This is a genomic window from Flavobacterium sp. S87F.05.LMB.W.Kidney.N, assembly GCF_004366435.1.
Taxonomy (GTDB): Bacteria; Bacteroidota; Bacteroidia; order Flavobacteriales; family Flavobacteriaceae; genus Flavobacterium.
In genome coordinates, this window is sequence record NZ_SODX01000001.1 from 790,675 (window position 1) to 814,131 (window position 23,457).

17 protein-coding genes are annotated in these 23,457 nt (G+C 34.2%); 4 read left to right on the plus strand and 13 right to left on the minus strand.

The genetic code is table 11. From position 1 onward, the window contains the following. Nucleotides 1-238 precede the first annotated feature (238 nt). On the minus strand, nucleotides 239-616 hold the full coding sequence (locus tag EDB96_RS03485; RefSeq protein WP_134139249.1) for a heavy-metal-associated domain-containing protein: 378 nt from the start codon (nucleotides 614-616) through the stop codon (nucleotides 239-241). Nucleotides 617-715: 99 nt separating this feature from the next. Between EDB96_RS03485 and EDB96_RS03490 the strand changes: the two genes are divergently transcribed. Next, the gene (locus EDB96_RS03490; protein WP_134139251.1) at nucleotides 716-1,582 is read left to right on the plus strand and encodes a DMT family transporter; all 867 of its coding nucleotides are present in this window, start codon (nucleotides 716-718) and stop codon (nucleotides 1,580-1,582) included. A 246-nt stretch (nucleotides 1,583-1,828) separates the two neighbouring features. Here EDB96_RS03490 and EDB96_RS03495 read toward each other — a convergent pair whose 3' ends face one another. Then, nucleotides 1,829-3,877: a M16 family metallopeptidase gene (locus EDB96_RS03495; protein WP_208326180.1), complete on the minus strand. Its 2,049-nt coding sequence runs from the start codon at nucleotides 3,875-3,877 to the stop codon at nucleotides 1,829-1,831. 12 nt (nucleotides 3,878-3,889) lie between these two features. Beyond that, the gene (locus EDB96_RS03500; protein WP_134139253.1) at nucleotides 3,890-5,212 is read right to left on the minus strand and encodes a M16 family metallopeptidase; all 1,323 of its coding nucleotides are present in this window, start codon (nucleotides 5,210-5,212) and stop codon (nucleotides 3,890-3,892) included. Between the two features lie 273 nt (nucleotides 5,213-5,485). Here EDB96_RS03500 and rplU point away from each other — a divergent pair, with 273 nt between their 5' ends. Then, nucleotides 5,486-5,929, plus strand: coding sequence for a 50S ribosomal protein L21 (gene rplU / locus EDB96_RS03505; protein ID WP_134139255.1), 444 nt, complete (start codon nucleotides 5,486-5,488; stop codon nucleotides 5,927-5,929). 24 nt (nucleotides 5,930-5,953) lie between these two features. Then, complete coding sequence (gene rpmA / locus EDB96_RS03510) at nucleotides 5,954-6,214, plus strand: 50S ribosomal protein L27 (RefSeq protein WP_012023622.1); 261 nt, start codon at nucleotides 5,954-5,956, stop codon at nucleotides 6,212-6,214. 266 nt (nucleotides 6,215-6,480) lie between these two features. Here rpmA and EDB96_RS03515 read toward each other — a convergent pair whose 3' ends face one another. Both EDB96_RS03515 and EDB96_RS03520 read right to left on the minus strand, forming a co-directional pair. Beyond that, entirely contained in the window at nucleotides 6,481-9,240 is a 2,760-nt protein-coding gene (locus EDB96_RS03515) for an AsmA-like C-terminal region-containing protein (RefSeq protein WP_134139256.1), read from the minus strand. Between the two features lie 54 nt (nucleotides 9,241-9,294). After that, nucleotides 9,295-9,876, minus strand: a complete 582-nt coding sequence (locus tag EDB96_RS03520) for a tRNA-(ms[2]io[6]A)-hydroxylase (RefSeq protein ID WP_057117541.1) — start codon at nucleotides 9,874-9,876, stop codon at nucleotides 9,295-9,297. 114 nt (nucleotides 9,877-9,990) lie between these two features. On the opposite strand from EDB96_RS03520, the gene EDB96_RS03525 reads away from it, so the two are divergent. Next, entirely contained in the window at nucleotides 9,991-11,235 is a 1,245-nt protein-coding gene (locus EDB96_RS03525; RefSeq protein ID WP_134139258.1) for a glycosyltransferase, read from the plus strand. Here EDB96_RS03525 and EDB96_RS03530 read toward each other — a convergent pair. The 8 genes from EDB96_RS03530 to porU all read right to left on the minus strand — a co-directional run bounded on the left by EDB96_RS03530 (nucleotide 11,232) and on the right by porU (nucleotide 23,420). Beyond that, entirely contained in the window at nucleotides 11,232-12,110 is an 879-nt protein-coding gene (locus EDB96_RS03530) for a helix-turn-helix domain-containing protein (RefSeq protein WP_134139260.1), read from the minus strand. The two genes, EDB96_RS03525 and EDB96_RS03530, sit on opposite strands and share 4 nt — an antisense overlap. Nucleotides 12,111-12,206: 96 nt before the next feature. Beyond that, nucleotides 12,207-12,737, minus strand: a complete 531-nt coding sequence (locus tag EDB96_RS03535) for a carboxymuconolactone decarboxylase family protein (RefSeq protein ID WP_057117538.1) — start codon at nucleotides 12,735-12,737, stop codon at nucleotides 12,207-12,209. A gap of 243 nt (nucleotides 12,738-12,980) precedes the next feature. Beyond that, nucleotides 12,981-14,828, minus strand: coding sequence for a hydrolase/aminopeptidase (locus EDB96_RS03540; RefSeq protein ID WP_134139261.1), 1,848 nt, complete (start codon nucleotides 14,826-14,828; stop codon nucleotides 12,981-12,983). A 115-nt stretch (nucleotides 14,829-14,943) separates the two neighbouring features. Further along, nucleotides 14,944-16,611: a pyruvate dehydrogenase complex dihydrolipoamide acetyltransferase gene (locus tag EDB96_RS03545; RefSeq protein ID WP_134139262.1), complete on the minus strand. Its 1,668-nt coding sequence runs from the start codon at nucleotides 16,609-16,611 to the stop codon at nucleotides 14,944-14,946. 6 nt (nucleotides 16,612-16,617) lie between these two features. Beyond that, nucleotides 16,618-17,616, minus strand: a complete 999-nt coding sequence (pdhA, locus tag EDB96_RS03550) for a pyruvate dehydrogenase (acetyl-transferring) E1 component subunit alpha (RefSeq protein WP_057117535.1) — start codon at nucleotides 17,614-17,616, stop codon at nucleotides 16,618-16,620. Nucleotides 17,617-17,775: 159 nt separating this feature from the next. After that, the gene (gene cdd, locus EDB96_RS03555) at nucleotides 17,776-18,258 is read right to left on the minus strand and encodes a cytidine deaminase (RefSeq protein WP_057117534.1); all 483 of its coding nucleotides are present in this window, start codon (nucleotides 18,256-18,258) and stop codon (nucleotides 17,776-17,778) included. A 79-nt stretch (nucleotides 18,259-18,337) separates the two neighbouring features. Further along, nucleotides 18,338-19,543: a type IX secretion system outer membrane channel protein PorV gene (gene porV, locus EDB96_RS03560; RefSeq protein WP_057117533.1), complete on the minus strand. Its 1,206-nt coding sequence runs from the start codon at nucleotides 19,541-19,543 to the stop codon at nucleotides 18,338-18,340. Between the two features lie 40 nt (nucleotides 19,544-19,583). Continuing rightward, nucleotides 19,584-23,420 carry a type IX secretion system sortase PorU gene (gene porU, locus EDB96_RS03565; protein WP_134139263.1) on the minus strand — a complete coding sequence of 1,279 codons (3,837 nt, stop codon included), beginning with the start codon at nucleotides 23,418-23,420 and terminating at the stop codon, nucleotides 19,584-19,586. Between the last annotated feature and the right edge of the window lie 37 nt (nucleotides 23,421-23,457).

Sequence of the window (23,457 nt, forward strand, 5' to 3'; positions counted from 1 at the left end):
AGTTACAAATCTAAAGTTAAGACTTTTCATTTGCATTTCATAAATCATTTGATGTTCATACCAATCATGTAAATTTACTGGATTATTCCAGCCAGCCACAGGATATTTGTTTACAAACTCATATCGACCCCTCTTGCTGGCGCGAGCGTCACGCTAGTGAATTAAAGTATTTCTTAAAAAATATATATGAAAAAAGCGCTCAAATGTGAGCGCCTTTTTTAATTGTCATATTTATAATTTAAGACTTAAAATTCGAAACTTTATATGTTTTTCCGTCTCCAGTATCTTGAACAACTTTAGTTAAAGATTCAGGATTTTGAATGGTTTTATCAAAACTTACTGTTGCTGTTTTTTTATCGAAATCTACAGAAGCTTTATCAACTCCGTCAAGATTTGCTAATTCTTCTTCTATTGTTTTAGCGCATCCAACAGCACACGTCATTCCTTCTATTGTAAAACTTGCTGTTTGTAAATTTTCAGGAGCAATTGGTTTGTGTTCTTTTGGAGCGCTTTTTTCTGCGTTTACAACTTGAAGACTTTTATCTTCTTCTTTTTTACAACTAACAAATGCTAAACCGGCAATTGTTGCGGCGATTAAAATTCTTGAAATTTTCATTATATATAAATTTAAATTGCGATTTCTTTTTTGCAAAATTAATAAAAAGACAAAGGTTAGTTCGCAAAATTATTACAAATTTGCAGTAAAATGCGATTTATGGATACAAAGCAGTTAAAGTGGATATATTTATTGATTCTTTCTCTTATTTGGGGAAGCTCCTTTATTTTAATAAAAAGAGGACTAGTTGGTTTGACTGCGATTCAAGTCGGATCATTCCGAATTATTTTTGCTGCTTTATTTTTACTGATTATAGGTTTTAACAGTTTAAAAAAAATCTCTCGCCGTCAATGGAAGTTTGTTGCAGTAACTTCGCTTTTCGGAACTTTTATGCCGGCTTATCTTTTTGCTATTGCAGAAACTCAAGTCGATAGTTCAATAGTTGCTATTTTAAATTCGCTTACTCCTTTAAATACTTTAGTTTTAGGAATAATTGCTTTCGGAATTCAGTTTCAAAAAAGACAAGTTTTAGGGGTTTTTGTGGGGCTTGTAGGCTGTCTGCTTTTGGTTTTAACTGGAGATTCTGCGCAGTCAGGCCAGAATTATGTGTGTGTTTTATTGGTAGTTATCGCAACTTTGAGTTACGCAATCAACGTCAATTTGATTAAAAAATATTTACACGATTTGAATTCCATAAGCATTACAACTGGGAATTTTGCCGTTCTCTTTCTACCGGCATTAATTATCTTAAGCACAACCGATATCAGTCAAAAAATACATTTGGCAGAGACCCAGCATTCGATATTTTTTATAATGATTCTGGGTGTTTTAGGAACTGGAATTGCGAATATCCTTTTCTTTAAATTGATTCAAATGTCATCGCCTGTATTTGCAACATCGGTAACTTATTTAATTCCGATAGTCGCTTTTTTCTGGGGATTATTAGATAACGAAATGCTGACTCCGATTCAGTTTTTTGGTGCATTTATTATTTTGATTGGAGTTTATTTGTCGGCTAAAAAGTGATTTTTGAGTTATGAGTGAAAAGTTATTTGTAAAATGTAAAATGTATTGAAGTTTAGTCTGTCGCTCTCAGCGAAGTCGAAGAGCGTAAATGGCTTCAACTCCGCTCAGCTTGACAAACGTGATGAATAAAAAAAAGCTTTGTCAAAGTTTCTAACTTTGACAAAGCCCTTAAAAAATCTTATAACCTAAGTGACTTAGTAGCTCAAAACCTTTGTTCCTTTGAGCCTTTGTAGCTTTCAACCTCTACTACAAAAAATCTGCTTCAGAAACTCCTTCGTTAATTTTGATATCAGACATTTTAATGTCTAATTCAAAGCCAACATTTTGGACTAAATTATAAGGAACTTTAACTCCTTTTACTTCTCTGTAATCGTTAAAATTAGTGATTTGCGCTGCTGATTTACCGCCTTGTTCACGAATTTTAGATTCTGCCGTTTTTAAACCTGATTTAACATCATAGTAATAAGTTGTTTGCCCGTCTTTAATTACATAAGCATCACTTCCGTTGATTGGTTCAATTCCCTCAACTTTTAAATCAGTTCTTTTTACGAGCTGTAATTCTTCAAAAGGAGCTGCATTAGCTTTCATGTCGGCTAAATCTTTGCCTTCCAGATTTTTTCTTTGTCCTTGTTGTTCAACATAAGCGCCTTTTTCGTTTACAACTTGTTTCATTAAATTCATGGTTCCCATTGAAAGCGAAACCATCATTTTTCCTTTTGAATCTAATTTTGAAATAAAAGTCAATGGAGTAGAAGCTTGCGGAATAGTTGTAGAACCATTCATAAAAAGTGTTTTTACAGAAGTAACAGCTTTTTCTCCTCCAATTGCTTTAATGTAATTTTCAAAAACTGTTTTTGCTGTTATATCTTTTGGAGCTTCTTTTTTTACAGAAGGTTTTTCGATTGGAGTTCCAAATCTATCATAATAGAAGATCGGAATTTGTAATTTTTCTAAACTCGAAATTACATCAGAGCCTTTCCCAACAATTACAATACGCATATTGTCTAGTAGAAAATATTTGTTTGCAACGCGATAAATATCGTCGGCCGTAACATTGTTAATTGTTTGGATATATTTTTCATAGAAATCAGCTGGAAGTTTTTCTGTTTCAATGTTTAAAGCATAACGGGCAACAGCCTGCGGTTTTTCAACCTGCATTACAAATCTTCCTATATATCCTGCTTTTACATTTCTTAATACTTCTGGATCAACTCTTTCAGAACGTATTCTTTTTATTTCTTTAATAAATTGAACAACAGCGCTGTCTGTAACGGTGTTTCTAACTGCAGACGATGCTTTGAATTTAGTTACATATTTTCCGCTTCCAATACTTGAGTTTGCTCCGTATGTCCAAGCGTGCTGCTCGCGTAAATTCATGTTCAAATAACTGTTGAAATCACCTCCTAAAATTTGATTTGCAATAACAGCAGGGAAAAAATCTGGATCGCTCATTCTTAAATTAAGAGTGTTAACTAATGAGATTTCAGATTGAACAGCATTTGGAACATCTACAAAATCAATTTGTAGTTTTGAAGGATTTACAGGATCAGGGTAATTGTTTTTTGGAGCGTTTTGTTTTTTCCATCCGCTAAACAATTTTTCTACCGCTGCTTTTGTTTCTTTGAATTTGACATCTCCAATAACAACTAAATAAGCATTTTCTGGAACAAAATATGTACTATAGTTATTTTGAACATCTGCAAGAGTTACATTTTTTACAGTTTCTTCAGAAAGATATTCTCCTGTAGGATGATTTTTTCCAAAGGCTAAAACATCAACAACTCGGTTAGAAATTGCAGGAACACTTTTTTCGTCTGCTTTAAGGCCTTCAAGTAGTTTTGCTTTTTCTTTATCGAATTCTGTTTGTGTAAAATTGGGTTGTAATGCACCTTCGGCCAAAAGCTCTAAAACGCGTCCAGAATATTTTGATAATGAGCTTGCATAAGCACCTTGCGAAGTAAAGTTTATACTTGCTCCGTAAAAGTCAATTTCTTCATTAAAAGCTTCTTTTGTTGTTTTTTTAGTCCCGTTTCCGATTAAACTGCTTGTTAATTCATCAACTCCTTTTTTATTGCCTTCAGTAAATGGCGCATTATCTAGAGTAAGCGTAAAACTCACCCGAGGTAATTTATGGTTTTCAACTATCAAAACTTTCATGCCATTTGCTAAAACAAAGGTTTGCGGTTTTTTGATATTGACTACTGGCGCATTGCCTGGTTTGGGTTGTGGACGATCTTGTGCTTGCATAATTCCAGTTAGGAATAAAAGGATTAAAAAAGTATATATTTTTTTCATGATTCGATATTCTTAGTTTTGAGATTTAGGGGTAGGAATATAATCTAGAATTAAGCGTTGATTTGGATTTAAATATTTCTTGGCAACCTCTCTAATTTCTTCTCTCGTAATAGAATGGTAAATGTCGATTTCAGTATTAATTAAATTCACATCGCCATAAAGCAAATAATAAGAAGCAAGATTTTCTGCAATTCCTTCTACGCTAGAATTTGCATTTACATAGTTATTATCGAATTTGTTTTGTAATTTTTCATAATCTTTTTCAGAAATAAGATCGGTTTGAATTTTTACAATTTCCTCGTCCATTTCTTTTAAGATATCTGCAGTTGTATTTGGAGCCATTGGTAAACCGTACAAAATATACATTCCATAATCTTCCTGACTAAATCCTACAGCGCCAATCTGTAAAGCCATCTTTTTGTCATCAACAATCTTCTTATACAATTTAGAGCTTTTTCCGTCACTTAAATAAGAAGAAATTAAGTCTAAAACTCGAGCATCTCTAGTTTTCATCGAAGGTGTTCTGTACGAAGCAACAATCATCGGAATCTGAATGTTTGGATCTTCATAAGTAGCTTTAATTGGCTGTGTAATTGGGTCTTCGATATAAGTTTGCTTTTTAACTTCTTCTCCTCTTTGAATTGGTCCAAAATATTTCTGAATCCATTCTTTTGTTTTTGTTTTATCAAAATCTCCAGCAACAACCAAAACGGCATTATTTGGAGTGTAGAATTTTTTATTAAAAGCCTGAAATTCCTCTAGAGTTGCGGCGTCTAGATCTTGCATAGATCCAATAGTTGTCCATCTGTAAGGATGTTTTTTGAACATGTTCTTTTTAACCTCAGGCAGAATGTTCCCATACGGCTGATTGTCGTAACGCATTCTTTTTTCTTCTTTTACAACTTCGTTCTGAGTTTCAACACCAATCTTATTAATAATAGGATGCATTAATCTTTCAGATTCCATCCATAAACCAAGTTCTAAACTGTTAGAAGGAAAAACTTCATAATAATACGTTCTGTCATCAGATGTGTTGGCATTATTAACGCCGCCATTTGCGGTAACAATTTTCATCCATTCACCGCGTTTAATATTTTGAGTTCCTTCAAATAATAAATGCTCAAAAAAGTGTGCAAATCCCGTTCTGTCCGGACGTTCATCTTTTGACCCCACATGATACATTACCGATGTGATAACAACTGGAGCAGAAGGATCGTTGTGTAAAATAACATGCAGCCCATTATCTAGATTGTATTCTTCAAAAGCTACTTTTTGAGCATGAGCCACTCCGCCGAGCATTAATGCAGCACTTAACATCATTATTGATTTTTTCATAAAGATTAATAATTTTATATATCAAACAAGAGTAGGTAGACCAGAGTTGATTTTAGTTACATCAAAAATAGTTTTTTTTAATTATCAATTAAAGATTTGTTTTTAATTTACGGCTATTTTAACAATCTTTTACTTTAAATAAAATCTATTTTTTGATTTAAAGTACTTGAAATACAGTGCTTTTTGGGTTGAAAATATTTTTGCTTTTAGAGATTGCACAATAAATTTTTAATTGTATATTTGCAACCTTAAAAATCAATAAATCAATTTGGTATGTATGCAATCGTAGAGATAGCAGGGCAACAATTTAAAGTAAGCAAAGACTTAAAGGTTTATGTTCACCGTTTGTCTAACGAAGAAGGATCAAGTGTTTCATTTGACAAAGTTCTTTTATTAGACGATAACGGAAGCGTAACTTTAGGCGCCCCAGCTATAGAAGGTGCTTCAGTAGAAGCTAAAGTGTTACAACACTTAAAAGGTGATAAAGTTATCGTTTTCAAAAAGAAAAGAAGAAAAGGATACAAAAAGAGAAATGGTCACAGACAATATCTTACACAAATTGTAATTGAAGGTATTACTGCAGCAGGTGGAACTAAAAAAGCAGCAGCTAAAAAAGCGGTTGTAGCAGAAGATGCACCAGCAACTGAAGTTGAAGCAGCTCCAAAAGCAAAAAAAGCAGCAGCTCCAAAAGCAAAAAAAGAAGCTATTAAAGAATAATAACAATATTTAAACTCATACGTCATGGCTCACAAGAAAGGTGTCGGTAGTTCGAAGAATGGTAGAGAATCAGAATCAAAACGTCTAGGCGTTAAGATTTATGGTGGTCAAGCTGCTATTGCTGGAAACATCATCGTTAGACAAAGAGGTTCAAAACACAATCCAGGTGAAAACGTTTACATTAGTAAAGATCACACTCTTCACGCAAGAGTTGCTGGAGTTGTTAAGTTCCAAAAGAAAAGAGATAACAAATCTTATGTATCTATTATTCCTTTCGAGGCATAATAATCAAAGATTACTTTTTACAAAACCCGTTCAGAAATGAACGGGTTTTTTGTTTTTAATATTTGTTCCCGTGAACTCGACAAAGATTGGTCATTGCGAGGAACGAAGCAATCTCATGTGCAAAATCAATTAGTATGAGTGTGTTTGCTTCGTTCCTCGCAATGACAATGCAGCGAAAAAAAAACCTTTGTCAAAGTTTTAAACTTTGACAAAGGCTATAGGGTATTTTTTTAAATTGGAATTTGGAATTTTTAAATTGGAATTTATTATTCAGTATCCTTAGTTTCTTCCAGGTCTTCAGTTTTTCTTCCCACTTTTACTTTAGGATTGTCCTGTGTTCCAGTAACGGTTAAGGGAATTCCAAATATGCCAAAAGGAGGTAGTCCTAAACGCATTTTTAAATTCATTTTTCCGTCTAAACTTGTTGTTCCTTCAATTCTTGGTCGAAAGCCGGCAAACTTAAATTTAAAACGTTCTACGGTTATGATATTGTTTTTAACGGTAGTTTTAATGTCAACTTTTGAAACATCCGGATTCTTCATAGATTCCGAGTTGGTTTGTTTGCTTACGGCATTAAACATTTTAAGACCTCGTACTTTTACATCTTTTACAGAAAGTGTTCCGCCACCAACAAGTGAAGGATAAACAGGCGCCATATTTCCGTTTAAACGGCCTTTTAGCTGATAATCTAAAGAAACAATTCCTTGTGCTTTTTCTGCTGCGCTGGCCATTTTTCTAAAAACTTCTACTTCATTATAAGCTCTTTTAATATCAAAATCAGCAGCTTTAATAGAATAGTCAAAATTTGCTTTTTGAGGCGTTACCGCTTGATAATTGGCATTCATAGAAACATTGCATCCAATTAAGTTGAAACCAGTATTCTGCATGGTTAATTTACCATTTTTCATGCTTAAATTTCCAGCTGCATTTTGAAGATTCAACTTGTCAAAATTTACCTTTTCGGCACTTGCGAATAATTGTAAGTTTAGATTTGTTGGAATAATGATTACGCCAGTCTGTTTATTTGCTGCTGGTTTTGTTTCTGTTTTAGGTGCAGGATTTTGCGCTACAGAAGTATTTGGATCTGTAGCAGACATAAATTCATCAACATTGATGTATCGTGCTGTAACTTTAAAAGAACCTCTTAAGATGCCTGTATTTGTTGTAGCGTAATTGAAAACGTTCTGAAGATACCCATTCATTTTAAAATCAGACTGTCCGTAAGCAGCTAAGAAATTATTAAATGACATTTTATCTTGATTGATTTTGAAAATGCCTTCTTTGATAATAAATTTCTTTGGAAGATATTCTGAAGCAATTCCGATATTTCTTAATTCAAGAGTTCCTTTATTGTGTAATTTGCTGTAATTTCCTTTTTCAGCGTCGCTTTGTTTTCCTTTCAAAACCAAATCGGCTTTTACAAAACCATCTAGGTCAAGTCCTTTCTGCGAGAAGACTTTATAGATGCGATTTACGTCTAATTCGCCTTTTGCTTTTACATCATAAGTCAAATCATCAAAATTACTTAAGTCAGCCTGAACGAAAACAGGTTTGCCTTCAAACGTAAATTGAACTGGTTTTAAATTCACTTTTAAATCTTGAAAAGTACCTTTTTGATTTTCAATTTTAGAGTTAATCGTAATATTGGTAATTGGATTTGGATAATATGGCGTTTTTAAATAGCCATTTTTCAAATCTATTTTACCGTTTGTAATCGGAAAGTGTTTGTTTTTTTGATCAAAGACCCCGTTAACTTTTGCATCGCTTACTAAAGCTCCTTTTAGTTGAATGTTAGGAATTCCAAGCGCTCTGGTTAATTTTTCTAAATCGATTTTAGCATTAAATTGCCCGTTAATATCTGGTGTGTTCACGCCTTTAACCAAAAACTTTGATTTTAAATAATCTTGATTGATGTTTAAAGAAAGGTTTTTAGCATCAACAATTACTAAATCGGGATTGAGAGACGGAACTTTTGTTTTAATGTCCAAATTTAAGTTTGAAACAGGAAAGGCACTTTTGTTGTAATTCACAAATCCATCATTTATTTTTATGTCTAAATTAAGATCTGGTGCAATGTTTTGTGAGGTTATGTATTTACCTTTCAAAGTAAAAAGAAGATTTGCTTTTCCTTTTATTTCAGTCTGCGAAAGCCATGTTATGTATTTTGGAGGAAAGGCTGTGAATACGTCATATAAATTACTGTTGTCGGATTTAATGACAAAATCCATATTATAACCATCTTTCAAAATGTCAAATTTTCCTTTAAGATCGACCAAAAGCTGATTGATTTTAAGGTTGTTTTGCTGGAAAAAGAAAGAAAGAGAGTTGATGTTTATTTTGGTAATTAAATCGGCATCAATTTTTTTATTCATTAAATAAGGTTCGTCTTCATAAACGATATTTAATTTTTCAATTTTAGCTTTTGAGTATAAATCGAAAACAGCTTTGTTTAAGTCTCCTTTTCCTAAATAATTAAATCCAAGAGCATCAAAATGTACTTTTGTAGATTTATCGTCGTAAATAATTTTACTGTTTAAGATCTCAATTCTTTCGAGTTTTAAAGCGGCTTCAGAGCTGTCTTTTGGTTGAGTAGATTGTTTTTGTGACTTATAAACGTTGTAATTCGCTTCTCCGTTTGGGTTCACTTTAACATTGATGAAAGAATCTGATAAATAAATCTGATCGATTTTTACAGACTTACTAAAAATCAAACTGGCAACATTTATTCCAAAAGAAACCTCTTTTGCAGTAATGAATTTTTCGTTTTTGTATGGTGCTGATCCATTAAGACTTAAATCGTCTAAAGTTAGTGTTAGTGATGGGAAATGACGAAAAAATGAAACCGAAACATCAGAATAATTAAGTTCTGCGCTCAATCTTTCGTTAGCTGTTTTTTTGATCTGTTCTTTAATTTGATCCTCAAAAACGATAGGCGTTAAAAATAATAATCCTAAAATAACGACGAAAGTTATTCCGAAATACTTCGCAATTTTAAATACGATTGATCTGGATTTACTTTTTTGCATAGCGAATTTATGGTATTTAGATATAAAAAAATGGGGTCAAAAAAAGAGCGTGATTTATCCGTGTACAGTTTCTTTTTTACCATAATTGGTAATAATAGAACCTTCATATTCAATCCATTCTTTCCATCGTTTATCGATGTCTATATTGTCTTGATATTTTCTGGCAAAACCTAGAAAAGTAGTGTAATGTCCGGCTTCAGAAATCATTAAGTCGCGATAGAATTTAGCTAATTCTTCATCTTTAATATTTTCAGAAAGTACTTTAAAACGCTCACAGCTTCTAGCTTCAATCATTGCAGAAAACAACAATCGATCACAAAGAGCATCTCTTCGGCTGCCGTCTTTTTTCATGAATTTAAAAAGTTCATTTACATAATGGTCTTTCCTTTCACGTCCCAAAGTAAGTCCGCGTTTCTTTATCACATCATGAACCATTTGTAAATGTTCTAATTCTTCTCTGGCAATCACGAGCATTTCGGTTACTAATTCCTCTAATTCAGAGTTATAGGTAACAATGCTGATTGCGTTTGAAGCTGCTTTTTGTTCGCACCAAGCATGATCCGTTAAAATTTCTTCGATGTTTGACTCGACGATATTTACCCAGCGAGGGTCTGTAGCTAATTTTAATCCCAACATAATTTCCCAGCATTTAGTTCCGTGCAAAATTAGTGTTTTTTATCACTAATAATCACTAAATATCGTGCTATTGCGCTGAAAAAAGCATTATTTTGTAAGTTGAAATAAATTACAATGAATCAGTTAAAAAAACTTTTAATTCTTGGGTTTGTGTGGCCTGAGCCAAATTCTTCTGCGGCAGGCGGGAGAATGATGCAGTTGATTTCAATTTTCGCAGCAAACGGATTTGAAATAACATTTGCCAGCGCAGCGCAGGACAGTGATTTTATGGTTGATTTATCTGAGTTTGGAGTAATTAAAAAGAGCATAGAACTTAATTCAGCTACTTTTGATTCGTTTTTGTTGGAACTAAATCCCGATGTTGTGTTGTTTGATAGATTTATGATTGAAGAACAATTTGGATGGAGAGTAATCGAAAACTGCCCAAAAGCCATCAGAATTTTAGATACTGAAGATCTGCATTGTTTGAGAACAGCAAGGCAAAAAGCTTTTAAGGAAAAACGAACTTTTGAAATGACTGATTTGTTTTCTGAAGAAGTTGCTAAACGTGAAATTGCTAGTATTTTACGGTCTGATTTATCTTTAATTATTTCTGAATTCGAAATGAAAATTCTCAAAGAAAATTTTAGAATTAGTTCTGACTTGCTTTTTTATCTTCCTTTTTTAGTGGATAAAATGACTGAAGATGATCTATTACAATTGCCTGTATTTGATGATCGTCAGCATTATGTTTTTATTGGAAATTTTCTTCACGAACCGAATTGGAATACTGTTCAATATTTAAAAGAAGCGATTTGGCCTTCTATAAAAAAAGATTTCCCAGAAGCTGTTTTAGAAGTGTATGGCGCTTATCCTTCACAAAAAGTGTTGCAATTGCATCAGCCTAAAAATGGTTTTTTTATAATGGGAAGGGCAGCAGATGCTGATGAAGTGGTGAAAAAGGCGAGGGTTGTATTGGCTCCAATTCGTTTTGGAGCAGGTTTGAAAGGGAAGTTGTTAGAGGCAATGCAATGCGGAACGCCAAGTGTAACAACAACAATTGGTTCTGAAGCTATGCATGGTAATCTACCATGGAATGGTTTTGTTGAAGATGATCCGCAGGAATTTGCAAAAAAAGCAATTGCACTTTATAAAGATGAAAATCTGTGGAAAGAGTCTCAGAAAAATGCTGTTGCGATTATTAATGAATGTTATCAAAAAAATAATTATTCAGACGAATTAACTAATCTGGTCAATAAATTATTAATCGATTCCACAAATCATCGGCTTCATAATTTTATGGGCAGTTTACTACAGCATCACGCGTATAAAAGCACCATGTATATGTCAAAATGGATTGAAGCCAAAAATAAAAATTAAGCCTCCATTTTTCCAAACCCTACAGTTTCACGATAAATCTGAGGCGAAACATCGGCATTAGTTTTAAAGAAACGGCTGAAATAATGTTCGTCATCATAACCTAGTTCGTAGGCTATTTCTTTTACGGTTTTATTGGTTAAGTACAATTCTCGTTTAGCTTCAATAATTATTCTTTCCGAAATTAAGTCCGTTAGTGTTTTATTGAAGTAATTCTTAGAGAGTTTTGCTAATGCTTTTGGTGAAATATTTAGCAGATCTGCATAATTTCCAGCCGAATGTTTGGTTTTGAAATTAAGTTCAATGGCATCTATCAGATTTTGAAGAATAGCAGGTTCTTTTGAATCTGGAACCGATTTCAGCTCTTCTAATTGCTCTGTTTTTAGTCTTGAAGCTGTAATTAAAAATATCTTTAAATACGAAATTAGCAGTTCATATTGTGCCAGTTCAGCATTTTGAATTTCAGCTTTCATTTGCTCAATAACCATTTTGAAAGTTAGCAGCGCTTGTTCTGTAACACGAACATAAGGTGGCTGATAAATGTTATTGAATAAAACGCCGTTACATGAAACTTCTTTTTGATGCATGTGAATGCAGTAAAAATCTGGGTGAAAATGAATCGCAATTCCTTCAATTGGTTCGTTTACGCAAAGCATAAAAGGCTGATAGGGTGAAAAGGCTATAAGAGAGTTTTCTTCAAATTGATGTTCTGCAAAATCAGCTTTTACTTTGCCTTTTCCTTTGGTTACCCAAATTAAAGAGTAGTAGTTGTTTCGTTGCAAATGGTCGAAATGGCTGTTGTCATCAAAAGCAAGAATTTTAAAAGCTAAATTGCCATTTTGCGGATTTATCAAAGTTGAAACATTTGAAGAACTCATATGTAATAGTATTTTTGAAAATATAAAGATAGTTATGAAATAAATTCACAACTATCCTTATAAATTGTTTTTTGTTATAGTGTGCTGGTGTTTTAATTATACTGCTGGAAAATCAATTTCAGTATTAGCAACGTTATTGAAATAGTTTGTTAAAACATTTAAAGCGACATGAGCAATAGTTTCAGCGATTTCTGCATCAGAAACTTCTGCATTTTTAGCTTTATTGACATCTTCATCGTTTACTAAACCATTTTTACTGATTAAAGTTTTAGCTAATTGTAAAATTGCTTCTGTTTTAGCGTCTGTTGAATTTCCTGTTCTTGCTGCTTTTAAAACCGCTGGATCTGCCTTAACTAATTTTTCTCCAATAAAGGTGTGAGCTGCTAAACAATAATCACAAGAATTGCTTTCTGAAACTGCTAATGCAATTAATTCGCCGGTTTTTGCGCTTAGTTTTCCGTGGCTCAATGCACCACTCAAATTCAAATATCCTTCTAAAACTGCTGGTGAATTTCCCATTGTTCTCATCATGTTCGGAACTACACCTAATTTTGCTTGTACAGCGTTGAATAAATCTTTAGTTTTTCCTGTTACTTCTTCTGGGTTTAATGCTGTTAATCGTGTCATTTTATTTAAATTTTAAATATTATTATTTGTTGTTGTCTTTTGACATTACAAAGGTGCGACGATTACAGATTTTGGAACATGGAGAATCTACGCTATGTGATGGACAATTTTCCCTGACAATTATTTTAAACGAAAAAATCATAATCTTGTCATTTCTCCTCCGTTGAAATGACAAATAGTGCATATAAAAAAAGAGGCTGTCCGTAAAGTGACAGCCTCTTTTAAAATGATAGTTTAAAAAATTTATTTCAAAACACCTTCAACAGCTTGAATTGTAGTAGCATGATATCCAGCTTTTGCTTTTTCAAAAATCTGCTTAGCCCAAATTTTTCCTTCTGGGGTTTTAACCATTTCTTTATAAAGCATCATGACAGATCCAGTTCTGCTTATGCCAATTAAAAATTGTTCAATTGCAGGATATGCTGGTTTGTATTGGTGGATTAATGCCTGAACAAACCATTGACGTTTGATAATGAAATTGCCTCCTTTTGTAAAGTTGAATTCATTGTCAATTGCTTCCATTTCTTTTACTGTAATATCTGCTGGAAGATGATCTATAAAATGCTGTTTTTCTGCAGTTGTTGTTATTTTTTTGCTTAATCCCTTTACGCCGGTTTCTCTCCAGCTTTTTTGAATTTTATCAATTGCGTCAAAATCGGCAGAACTTACAGGAGTAATGTTTGACGGAATTCCAGGTTTGTAAATCCAATCTTCCAATTTGATTTTGTCTGCTAAAGTTTTGTCTCCTTTTATCAGGTTTTCATTTAGATATTTTACAAAATCTTCTGTTGTAATTGATTTAAACGCATGTGCATCGAAATAGTTTTTAATGAAAACATCAAATTTTTCACGTCCAACAGCATTTTCTATAACTCTTAAAAATGCATAACCTTTTACATAAGGAATCATACTGATTCCGTCATCTGGATTTCTTCCTGTTAAAGATACTTTTAATCTTGTGTCAGGACTTGTTTTTCCATATTCTGCTACATTGTCAACTAGTTCTTTACGGGTGATGACATTTTGCATTTCAAATTCTTTCTTCCCAAAAATAGCTTCTCCTATTCGGTGTTCTACATAAGTTGTAAAACCTTCGTTTAACCAAATATCATCCCAAGTTGCATTTGTAACTAAATTTCCGCTCCAGCTGTGGCCTAATTCGTGTGCCAATAAACTAGTTAACGAGCGATCTCCAGCAATAACTCCTGGGGTTAAAAAAGTAAGATTTGGGTTTTCCATTCCGCCATAAGGGAAACTTGGTGGTAAAACCAAAACATCGTAGCGCCCCCAGCGGTAAGGGCCATACAATTTTTCTGCAGCAATAACCATTTTGCCTAATTCAGCAAATTCATAAGCAGCACTTTTTAAAACAGATGGTTCAGCATAAACGCCAGTTCTGTTGTCAATTGCTTTAAACTCCATATCTCCAACGGCAATCGCCATTAAATAAGACGGAATTGCTTTGTCCTGCTTAAAAGTGTAAACTCCTGTATCATTTTTCTTCTGCGGATTTACTGCGCTCATTACAGCTAATAAATCTTTTGGAACGGTAACTTTTGCATTGTAAGTAAAACGAATTCCTGGAGAATCTTGACATGGAATCCATGTTCTTGACCAAACGCTTTCTCCTTGCGAAAATAAAAATGGTTTCTTTTTGTCTGCAGTTTGTTCAGGCTTCAGCCATTGTAAAGCAACAGCATCTTTTGTTGTGCTGTAATAGATGTTTACTTTGGTAGTATTTGGTTCAATTGTAATATGAAGCGGTTTTCCGTGAAATTCAGTATCCTTTCCAAGTTCAAATTTGGTTTCTTTTTCTTCGTCGCCTAGGGTTACTTTTGTAATATTTAAAGTGTTTTCGTCGAAAATAATTTCGTTTCCTTTGCTGATATTGTCAATTAGCCAAGAAGCTTTTCCTGAAATAGTCTGTGTGTCAAAGTCGACTTTAATATCTAGATCAAGATGTTTTACAACAGCAAGTTCTGGTTTAGAATAGCTGTGTTCGTCTGTAACAGCGGCTGCTTTTTCCGTTTGGTCTTTTTTCTGGCAGGCAATTACTGTCAGGAATAAAGCTGCGAGGATTAGTTTTTTCATTTTATGAAGTATTGAATTTGAGGATGAAAATTAAACAAAAAATCCCGTTTTGAATAAACAAAACGGGATTTTATTAAATATAACCTTCGACTTAGCTCGGGCTGACATGTGTATATTATGCCAACATTGTAACCGGGCTTTCGATGTATTGTTTTAATGTTTGTAAGAATTGAGCGCCAGTTGCACCGTCAATTGTTCTGTGGTCACATGCTAATGATAACATCATTGTGTTTCCAACTACGATTTGGCCGTTTTTAACTACTGGTTTCTCAACAATTGCACCTACAGAAAGGATTGCAGAGTTTGGCTGATTGATAATAGAATTAAATTCAGTAATACCAAACATTCCAAGGTTAGATACTGTAAAAGTACTTCCTTCCATTTCTTGTGGTCCTAATTTTTTGTTTTTAGCTCTTCCTGCAAGGTCTCTTACAGAAGCACCAATTTGAGATAAACTCATAGCATCTGTAAATTTCAATACAGGAACTACTAATCCGTCTTCAACAGCTACAGCAACACCAATATTTACGTGGTGGTTGATGATGATAGCATCTTCTTTCCACTGAGAGTTGATTTTTGGATGTTTTTTCAATGCTAAAGCACAAGCTTTAATTACCATATCGTTGAAAGATACTTTTGTATCAGGAACAGTGTTGATAGTTGCTCTTGCACCCATTGCTTCGTCCATACTTACTTCGATCACTAAGTTGTAGTGAGGTGCAGTAAATAAAGATTCTGCAAGACGTTTAGCGATAATTTTACGCATTTGAGAGTTTTTGATCTCTTCTGTGTAAACTTCTCCAGCAGGAACAAATACTTTTGGTGCAGCAGGAGCAGAAGCTTCTTGTTTTGCATCAGCAGGTTTTGCAGCAGGTTGTCCTTGAGCAGATGGAGTAAAGTTTTCGATATCGCTTTTTACGATACGTCCGTTTTCTCCAGAACCTTTAACTTGGCTTAATTGAATTCCTTTGTCAGAAGCGATTTTCTTAGCTAAAGGTGAAGCTAAAATTCTTCCTCCATTTGATGATGTATCAGCCGTTGCTTCTGTTGCTTTTTCGGCAGCAGGAGCAGCTTTTGTTTCTTCTGCAGCAGGAGCACTTGTAGTTGAAGCGCCTCCAGCAGTATAATTTTCAGCAATTCCAGAAATGTCAGTTCCTGCAGGTCCGATGATGGCTAATAAGCTGTCAACAGGAGCAGTGTTTCCTTCTTGAATTCCGATGTATAATAATGTTCCAGCATTGAATGACTCAAACTCCATTGTAGCTTTGTCTGTTTCAATTTCTGCTAAAATATCTCCTTCAGCCACAGCATCGCCAACTTTTTTCAACCAAGTTGCTACTGTACCTTCTGTCATTGTATCACTCAAACGTGGCATAGTTACAACTACAACACCTTTTGGTAATTCAGTAGCTGCTTTTGCAGGAGCAGCAGTTTCAGTTTTTGCTTCTGCAATAGGAGCTTCTTCTTTAGCTTCCGCTTTTGGTCCCGAAGCTTCGGGATCAGCAGGAGCGTCACCACCAGCTAAAAGAGCAGAAATATCTTCTCCTTCTTTACCAATGATTGCAAGTAATGAATCAACTGGAGCAGTTTCTCCAGCTTGAATTCCGATATGTAAAAGAGTTCCTTCGTTAAAAGATTCGAACTCCATTGTTGCTTTGTCTGTTTCAATTTCAGCAAGGATATCTCCTTCGCTAATTTTGTCGCCTACTTTTTTTAACCAAGTCGCTACCGTTCCTTCCGTCATAGTATCGCTCAAACGAGGCATTGTTACTTTAATAGCCATAATTAATTATAGTTTATGAGGTGTAAATGGATAGTCTTCTTGTGCGTATACTACATCGTATAATTGTTGTAAGTCTGGATATGGAGATTCTTCAGCGAATTTCGCACACTCTTCAACTAAGTCTTTAACTCTTTGGTCAATTACTTCAATTTCTTCGTCAGTAGCATATTTTTGATCCTTAATTACATCAAGAACTTGAGTAATTGGGTCGATTTTTTTGTATTCTTCAACCTCTTCTTTCGAACGGTACAATTGTGCATCAGACATAGAGTGTCCTCTGTAACGGTATGTTTTCATTTCTAGGAAAGTTGGTCCATCTCCGCGACGCGCTCTTTCGATAGCTTCATGCATAGCTTCAGCAACTTTTACTGGATTCATTCCATCAACCGGTCCGCAAGGCATTTCATAACCTAAACCTAGTTTCCAGATGTCAGTGTGGTTTGCAGTTCTTTCTACAGAAGTTCCCATTGCATATCCGTTGTTTTCAACAATAAATACAACTGGAAGTTTCCATAACATAGCCATGTTGAAAGCTTCGTGTAAAGAACCTTGTCTTGCAGCTCCATCACCAAAGTAAGTCATGGTAACACCACCAGTGTTGAAATATTTATCAGCAAAAGCTAAACCTGCTCCTACTGGAATTTGTCCACCAACGATTCCGTGACCACCATAAAAACGGTGTTCTTTAGAGAAAATGTGCATAGAACCTCCCATACCTTTAGAAGTTCCTGTTACTTTTCCTAAAAGTTCTGCCATTACATTTCTAGGATCAACTCCCATACCAATTGGCTGAACGTGGTTTCTGTAAGCAGTGATCATTTTATCTTTGGTCAAATCCATAGCGTGCAATGCACCAGCTAATACAGCTTCTTGACCATTATATAGGTGTAGAAAACCTCTAACTTTTTGTTGAATGTATAATGCTGCAAGTTTGTCTTCAAACTTTCTCCAAAGCAGCATGTCCTCATACCACTTTAAATATACCTCTTTTGTAACTTCTTTCATCTGAATTCTTTCTTTTGCTAAAGTTGTTTGTGTTATCGATTATTGTGCCTGTAACGCAAAATAGTTTCCTCCCACAAATTTGCGCCCGAAAGGTCGGGATGCAAAAATAAGACATTACATTTAAGAACTAAAATTAAATAGCTACTTTTTGGCTTTTTTTTACAAGAACTTTTTGTCGAACATTAAAGGGAGTAAATTTTTTAGTGATGAAGATTTATAAACTTCGCCAATTTCGCCCATAAAATAGATTTCAATTGGGGTGTCCTGTTTTATTTCGTATTCAGCAATTGATTGTCGGCAAGAACCGCATGGCGGAATAGGGGCAGTGGTCTGGTTTGTGTCTGAAGCTGCTGTAATAGCCATTTTTGTTATTTTGGCTTCAGGATAAATGCTTCCTGCATGAAAAATTGCAACTCTTTCTGCGCAAAGTCCAGAGGGATAAGCGGCGTTTTCTTGGTTGGAACCTAAAACAATTTTACCGTTATCTAAAAGTAAAGCGGCTCCAACTCTAAAGTTTGAATAGGGCGCGTAAGCCTTCTTTCTAATTTCGACTGCTTGATTCATTAAATCCTGAATTTCTTCTGGAAGTTCTTTTAAACTATCAAATATTGTAAATGAAGTTGTTATATTGATCTCTTTCATCTGTTTTTAAGGGAAAAAAAATCCAAATTCCTAAAATGCCGGAATTTGGATTGAGTTATTTTTATTTTGATACAGCTCTTTAATAAGTTTCGTATTTGTCACCAAAGTTAAACGTTAAAGAGAAACGGAGTGTGTTTTCTAATGGATTTTTTATTTTCGAAGCCGAGAATAGATAAGATACATCAATTTTCATAATGTTGTATTTAAATCCTGCTCCTAAAGAGAAAAATTGTTTAGCTCCTTTTTCTGGACTTTCGTGATAGTATCCTAAACGCATTGCAAATGAATCTTGGTACATATATTCTGCAGCTACGCTATAGGTAACTTCTTTTACTTCTTCTTTAAATCCGCCTGGAGCATCACCAAATGATTTGAATACTCCTTGAAACCATCCAATATCATTATAGTCTCTATATCCAGCATCTGTAGCTTCTTGTTGTGTGATGTCTTCTGGATCATCAAAATCTCCATCTCCATTTGCGTCTACGGCAGTTCCTATCCCTGGAGGAGTCGGAACTAAAAGTTTGGTAAGTTCGGCGCTTAAAGTAAGTTTGTTGTAGTCATCAAAAATAAAATCAAATCCTCCACCTAATCTTAAATTAGCTGGCAGAAAGTTTGAACTTACATCATCATTGTCATAACTTATTTTTGGACCTAAATTCTGAAAGTTAATTCCGGCTCTCCATCTTCCGTTGAAATCCTGGTAAGCAATTTCTTCTGATTGATAAAAAGCAGCTACATCGACAGCAAAAGAACTGGCAGATGTTGCATCAACTTCTTCTGAAGCGACTTTTAGGTTAGAGTTTATGAAACGTCCTGCAACTGCCATCGAGAATTTTTCACTTAATTTTAGTGAATAAGATCCGTCTAAGGCAAATTCGTTTGGATTTACTTCTCGTACAGCTTCGTTAGGATCTCCAGTGTATCTTAGTTCAATTCCTCCAAAACCAAAATAACGAAAACTTGCAGCAAAAGCACTTTTTTCGTTGATTTTGTTGTAGTAAGTCAACTGACCTAATGAAATGTCGTTGGCAAGATCCGTCAAATACGGTGTGTAACTAATAGAAAGACCCTGAGCATCTTCTGCAAATGCGTATTTAGCGGGATTCCATTGTTGTGAGAAAACGTCGGACGAAGTAGCGACACCTTGGTCGGCTAAACCGGCTGCTCTAGCATCTGCGGCTACTAATAGAAAAGGTACTCCAGTTACTATAGGTCTTGATTCCTGGGCCTTTGAACTGCAGAAAATAAAAAAACAAATTAATAAAAGTGATATTTTTTTCATTTATGGGACTAATGTTTTGGTGATGCAAATATATATAATATTATAGGATGACAAGCTTTTCGTATTTTTCTGCTTTTTTATTTGTTAAATTTGATTTTACCGTGAGTTTGTAAATATATACTCCTTTTCCGATTCTGTCTCCAAAATCATCCTTTCCGTCCCATGTTATTTCTCTTGATAAAAATCCTTCTGTTGTTATTGTTTGATTTTTAGTCCAAACCACTTTTCCTGTAATAGTCATAACTTGAACCTGTACTTCCAGCGGTTCGTATGGTCTGTTATGCGAAAACCAGAATTGTGTATAAGTTGAAAAAGGGTTTGGGTAATTAAGAACGTGTGATAATGTCAATGATTCATCTCCAACAACTGTAAATTGAATTTCGCTGGTAACAGGATTATTATAAACATCCCAAGCAGTGAAGCTTATGGTGTGTAATCCTGGGGCTAAATTTCTAAAAGGGAAGCGTAAGTTCCCGTTTGTGTAATCGTCTAATTTTGTTTGATAATAATCATTCAAAATATAAGGATTGCTTACATCTCCATCTAAAATTGCAACAATATCATGCCCGATTCCACTTGCTGTATTAATTCCGTTTTCGTCTTCTAAAAAGGCTAAAAGGAAAGGAGACTCATTTGTAATGCCTCCAGATACAAAAGTTTCGTCGTTCATATATAACTTAACTTTTGGACTTATATTGTCCTGAGGTGCATTTTCGTTAATTCCTCCAATTTTAATGCTATTATTATAGCCAGTTTGGTTTTCAAGAGCCTCATTTTTTTTAGAATAAAAACTAATTCGACCATTATCAACAGGAATTCTAATGTCTCTCGGAACAACAAAACTAAATTCAAATTGTCCATTTGTGACAGATGCATTTCCTCTAAAAATCGTTTCTCCTAAGGTTTTAAATTGTATTGGAGGGCTGAAACCGTCATTGTTTAAAGTTGAATTTGTAATCATTTTATCGAAAATGGCGGTAGCTAATTCTCCATTATAATTGCTTAAAAGAGTATTGTTTTCATCTGTAATTTCTCCTGATATTTTGATTTTTGACAGTGATTTTAAATCAGGTATAGCTTGAGAAATCACAATATCATTTACTTTTGTTAAATTAATCCTAGGTTTTGGAATTGCTAACATCAAAGCAGGATCACCTATATATACAACAACATTGCTGGCAGAACTTGGTCTTTCGTTTTTTGAAATTCTTAAAGATTCTGCAATGCTATTGTATTGATTTGAGCCGTACGAAAGAAGATTTTTGCTTAATATGTCATTGAAATCTTCTGCATTTGGCTGGCCGATTTCACGAATTGTTGTCAGCATAGAAATTGCACCTCCTTTTGGGTTCCAAAATACATATTCTCCAGCTGTAGGTCTTGTTGGATCGTCAAATCTTGAAAATTCACAGGTAATTGTAACAAATAAAGGATATTTGTATTGATTGTTTAAATTCTGCCCATCTGATTTTTCCCAAATTCGTTCACTTGCTAATCCGTCTTCGCCTCCATGTCCCAAATAATTAAAAACTAATGCGCCTTTTTCAAAAGCATTAAAAAAATCGGTTCTTGCTTTAGGATATCGCGCTCCACCGGCAGAAGCTTCTTGTGTGTAAGAATCTAAAAGTATTTTTTCGATATTAAAAAAAGGTTTTTCTGTGGCTATCACATCGGCCAATCCGTTTTGGCGGGACTGTAATGTTTCGTCTCCAGATTTATCAGAATCATCGCTTATTAAAACAAAATTGTTTCTCCAGTTTCCGTACGATTTTGCATCATGATATTCTAAAACTTTGTTGACCATTTCCTGTGCTTGCGAATTGTCTGAAACAAGCATTCTTCCCACTGCAATATCAATTCCTCCAAAAGGGTAAGCTATAATTCCTTCATCAGCATCCATAAAGCCAAAAAAATCATCAGAAGCAAATCCAGCTTCTCCAACCGTATTGCTTATTAACGATTGATATATAGGTACAATATTGGTGTTGTTAGAAATTCGGTCCTTGTAATCATACGAAGCATCACCAAATAGATTTAAATACTTTATTCTTTTTTCTGAAGAAGAAGCATTCTCGTAAATATATTTAACGCAATTTCGAATAGCTGCAATATCTTGTTTTCCCGAAGAGAACTCCTGATAAATATTGTCTAGTGAAATAACTTTTACATTTAAGTTTGAATTGATGCGATGAAAACTAGCCAGTCTTTCTGCTTGAGATATCAAAGATTTTGGAGATACAATTACATAATCGATGTCTTGAAAAGCATTTTGGCTATTTCTAAAAATTGTGCCTTTTAAGTTTTGATTTGCGATTTTTGACTGGTTGTCTTTTAAAGGAGTGTAATAATCCGCAGCATCAACTGTTACATATTTTCTAACTTCTCCTAAATTGGCTTTAAAGCTAAAAGTTGATTGATTTGCATTTTCAATTTTTGATACATTATATAGGTCTGTAATATCCCAAATCTGACTTACTCCCGCCGCATTTCCAATCGTGTAATTAACAACTCCACTTATAGATCCTGCATTGTTGTATTGAAACAAAAATTGCTTTCCAGTTCCTAAAAGTTTTCGTTTTGCTGTCAAATTGATGTAATCTAAGTAGCCTTTTGACCCTGGAACTCCATTGTTATTATAGGTAAGTTTTATTTTTATATTATCGGTTCCTGTAAAAGTTGTGTTTGTGGGTAATTTTCCAGTGTAGTATTTAGTGTCGGAATTTGTTATTAATGACGAAAAATTTATAGTCCCAACATTTTGTCCGTTGGCAGAAACAATAAATGAAGTAGGGGTAAAAGCCGCTGAAGCAGCATTTACTTCAATTTTTATTGGTGTAGAAGTGTCGAGATTTGGAAAACTGAATGAAAATTCCTGTTCCTGATTAATATCAAAAGATTCTCCAAGCCATTGACGACCTAAATGAACAATGTTAGTTTGGTCGATTTCATGAAATTGATAGTCATCAAACGTGTTCAGTTCTAAAGTGCTGTTCGCCGTTGGCTGATTTAAATTAGGAATTCTCTTTCCTTCAGTCCCAGACGCAGTTACATAGTAATAAGACTTAGTGTCGTACAAATTTAGGTTGGTTTGACTTTCAGAGTTCCAGTTTTCAACTCCTTCGGCATAAAAAAGAATATAATCTTCATTGTTGAAAGTGCCGTCATCTTCACCAATAATCTGAATTGCATTTTCAGTTAAATCATCTGGATAATAGATGTTGTTGGCCAGAGGAAGCATTTTGCCACCGTTTCCGTAAATTTTTATTCTTCTCGGATCAACTCTCGAAGGATCAAATCCTAAGCTTTGTAAAAAGGACTTGCTTATTTTATATACACCAGATTTTTGAACATAAAACCGATACCAATCTCCAGATGCTAAAACAGAATTTGAAATTGCAGCAGTTTTTTGAAAGGATGAAGAATTGTTTGTTCTTGCTGTTGAATTGTTTATAGTATAAGAAAATGACCTAATACGTTTAAAACCACTTCCATCCTTTATTATTGGATATAATGAAAGAAAAGATTGTTTTAGATCACGCGAATTTGTAATTAATAAAGATTCGTTCGGTTTTTCAGGTATGTTTGCGGTTGTTAAATCTCCTAATTCTGCTCTTGAAACCGACTCGTAAATAATATTGTTAATTTGTATCGAGCTGCCGTTTGAGACGTTGGATTGGTTGAGATTTTGGAGGAACGTTATGCTTTTTTTTGTAATATCGAAGCGAAAACTGCTTCCGGTAAAGGTTGGAATAATAATTTTATTTTCGCCGTAATTGATCTCCTTTTTGTTCTGCCAATTGATCGTGACGTCCCCATTTAACTGAGAAAATGAGAGAATTGGAATCAAAAAAATAAAGATGAATATTACTTGTTTCATTGGTTTGAAAAGCGAAATTTAATTAAAAAATAATTAT

Excerpts from the sequence above, each read along its gene's own strand:
- EDB96_RS03485 (WP_134139249.1), bottom strand. The coding sequence starts at position 616 with ATGAAAATTTCAAGAATTTTAATCGCCGCAACAATTGCCGGTTTAGCA.
- EDB96_RS03490 (WP_134139251.1), top strand. The coding sequence starts at position 716 with ATGGATACAAAGCAGTTAAAGTGGATATATTTATTGATTCTTTCTCTT.
- EDB96_RS03495 (WP_208326180.1), bottom strand. The coding sequence starts at position 3,877 with ATGAAAAAAATATATACTTTTTTAATCCTTTTATTCCTAACTGGAATT.
- EDB96_RS03500 (WP_134139253.1), bottom strand. The coding sequence starts at position 5,212 with ATGAAAAAATCAATAATGATGTTAAGTGCTGCATTAATGCTCGGCGGA.
- rplU (WP_134139255.1), top strand. The coding sequence starts at position 5,486 with ATGTATGCAATCGTAGAGATAGCAGGGCAACAATTTAAAGTAAGCAAA.
- rpmA (WP_012023622.1), top strand. The coding sequence starts at position 5,954 with ATGGCTCACAAGAAAGGTGTCGGTAGTTCGAAGAATGGTAGAGAATCA.
- EDB96_RS03515 (WP_134139256.1), bottom strand. The coding sequence starts at position 9,240 with ATGCAAAAAAGTAAATCCAGATCAATCGTATTTAAAATTGCGAAGTAT.
- EDB96_RS03520 (WP_057117541.1), bottom strand. The coding sequence starts at position 9,876 with ATGTTGGGATTAAAATTAGCTACAGACCCTCGCTGGGTAAATATCGTC.
- EDB96_RS03525 (WP_134139258.1), top strand. The coding sequence starts at position 9,991 with ATGAATCAGTTAAAAAAACTTTTAATTCTTGGGTTTGTGTGGCCTGAG.
- EDB96_RS03530 (WP_134139260.1), bottom strand. The coding sequence starts at position 12,110 with ATGAGTTCTTCAAATGTTTCAACTTTGATAAATCCGCAAAATGGCAAT.
- EDB96_RS03535 (WP_057117538.1), bottom strand. The coding sequence starts at position 12,737 with ATGACACGATTAACAGCATTAAACCCAGAAGAAGTAACAGGAAAAACT.
- EDB96_RS03540 (WP_134139261.1), bottom strand. The coding sequence starts at position 14,828 with ATGAAAAAACTAATCCTCGCAGCTTTATTCCTGACAGTAATTGCCTGC.
- EDB96_RS03545 (WP_134139262.1), bottom strand. The coding sequence starts at position 16,611 with ATGGCTATTAAAGTAACAATGCCTCGTTTGAGCGATACTATGACGGAA.
- pdhA (WP_057117535.1), bottom strand. The coding sequence starts at position 17,616 with ATGAAAGAAGTTACAAAAGAGGTATATTTAAAGTGGTATGAGGACATG.
- cdd (WP_057117534.1), bottom strand. The coding sequence starts at position 18,258 with ATGAAAGAGATCAATATAACAACTTCATTTACAATATTTGATAGTTTA.
- porV (WP_057117533.1), bottom strand. The coding sequence starts at position 19,543 with ATGAAAAAAATATCACTTTTATTAATTTGTTTTTTTATTTTCTGCAGT.
- porU (WP_134139263.1), bottom strand. The coding sequence starts at position 23,420 with ATGAAACAAGTAATATTCATCTTTATTTTTTTGATTCCAATTCTCTCA.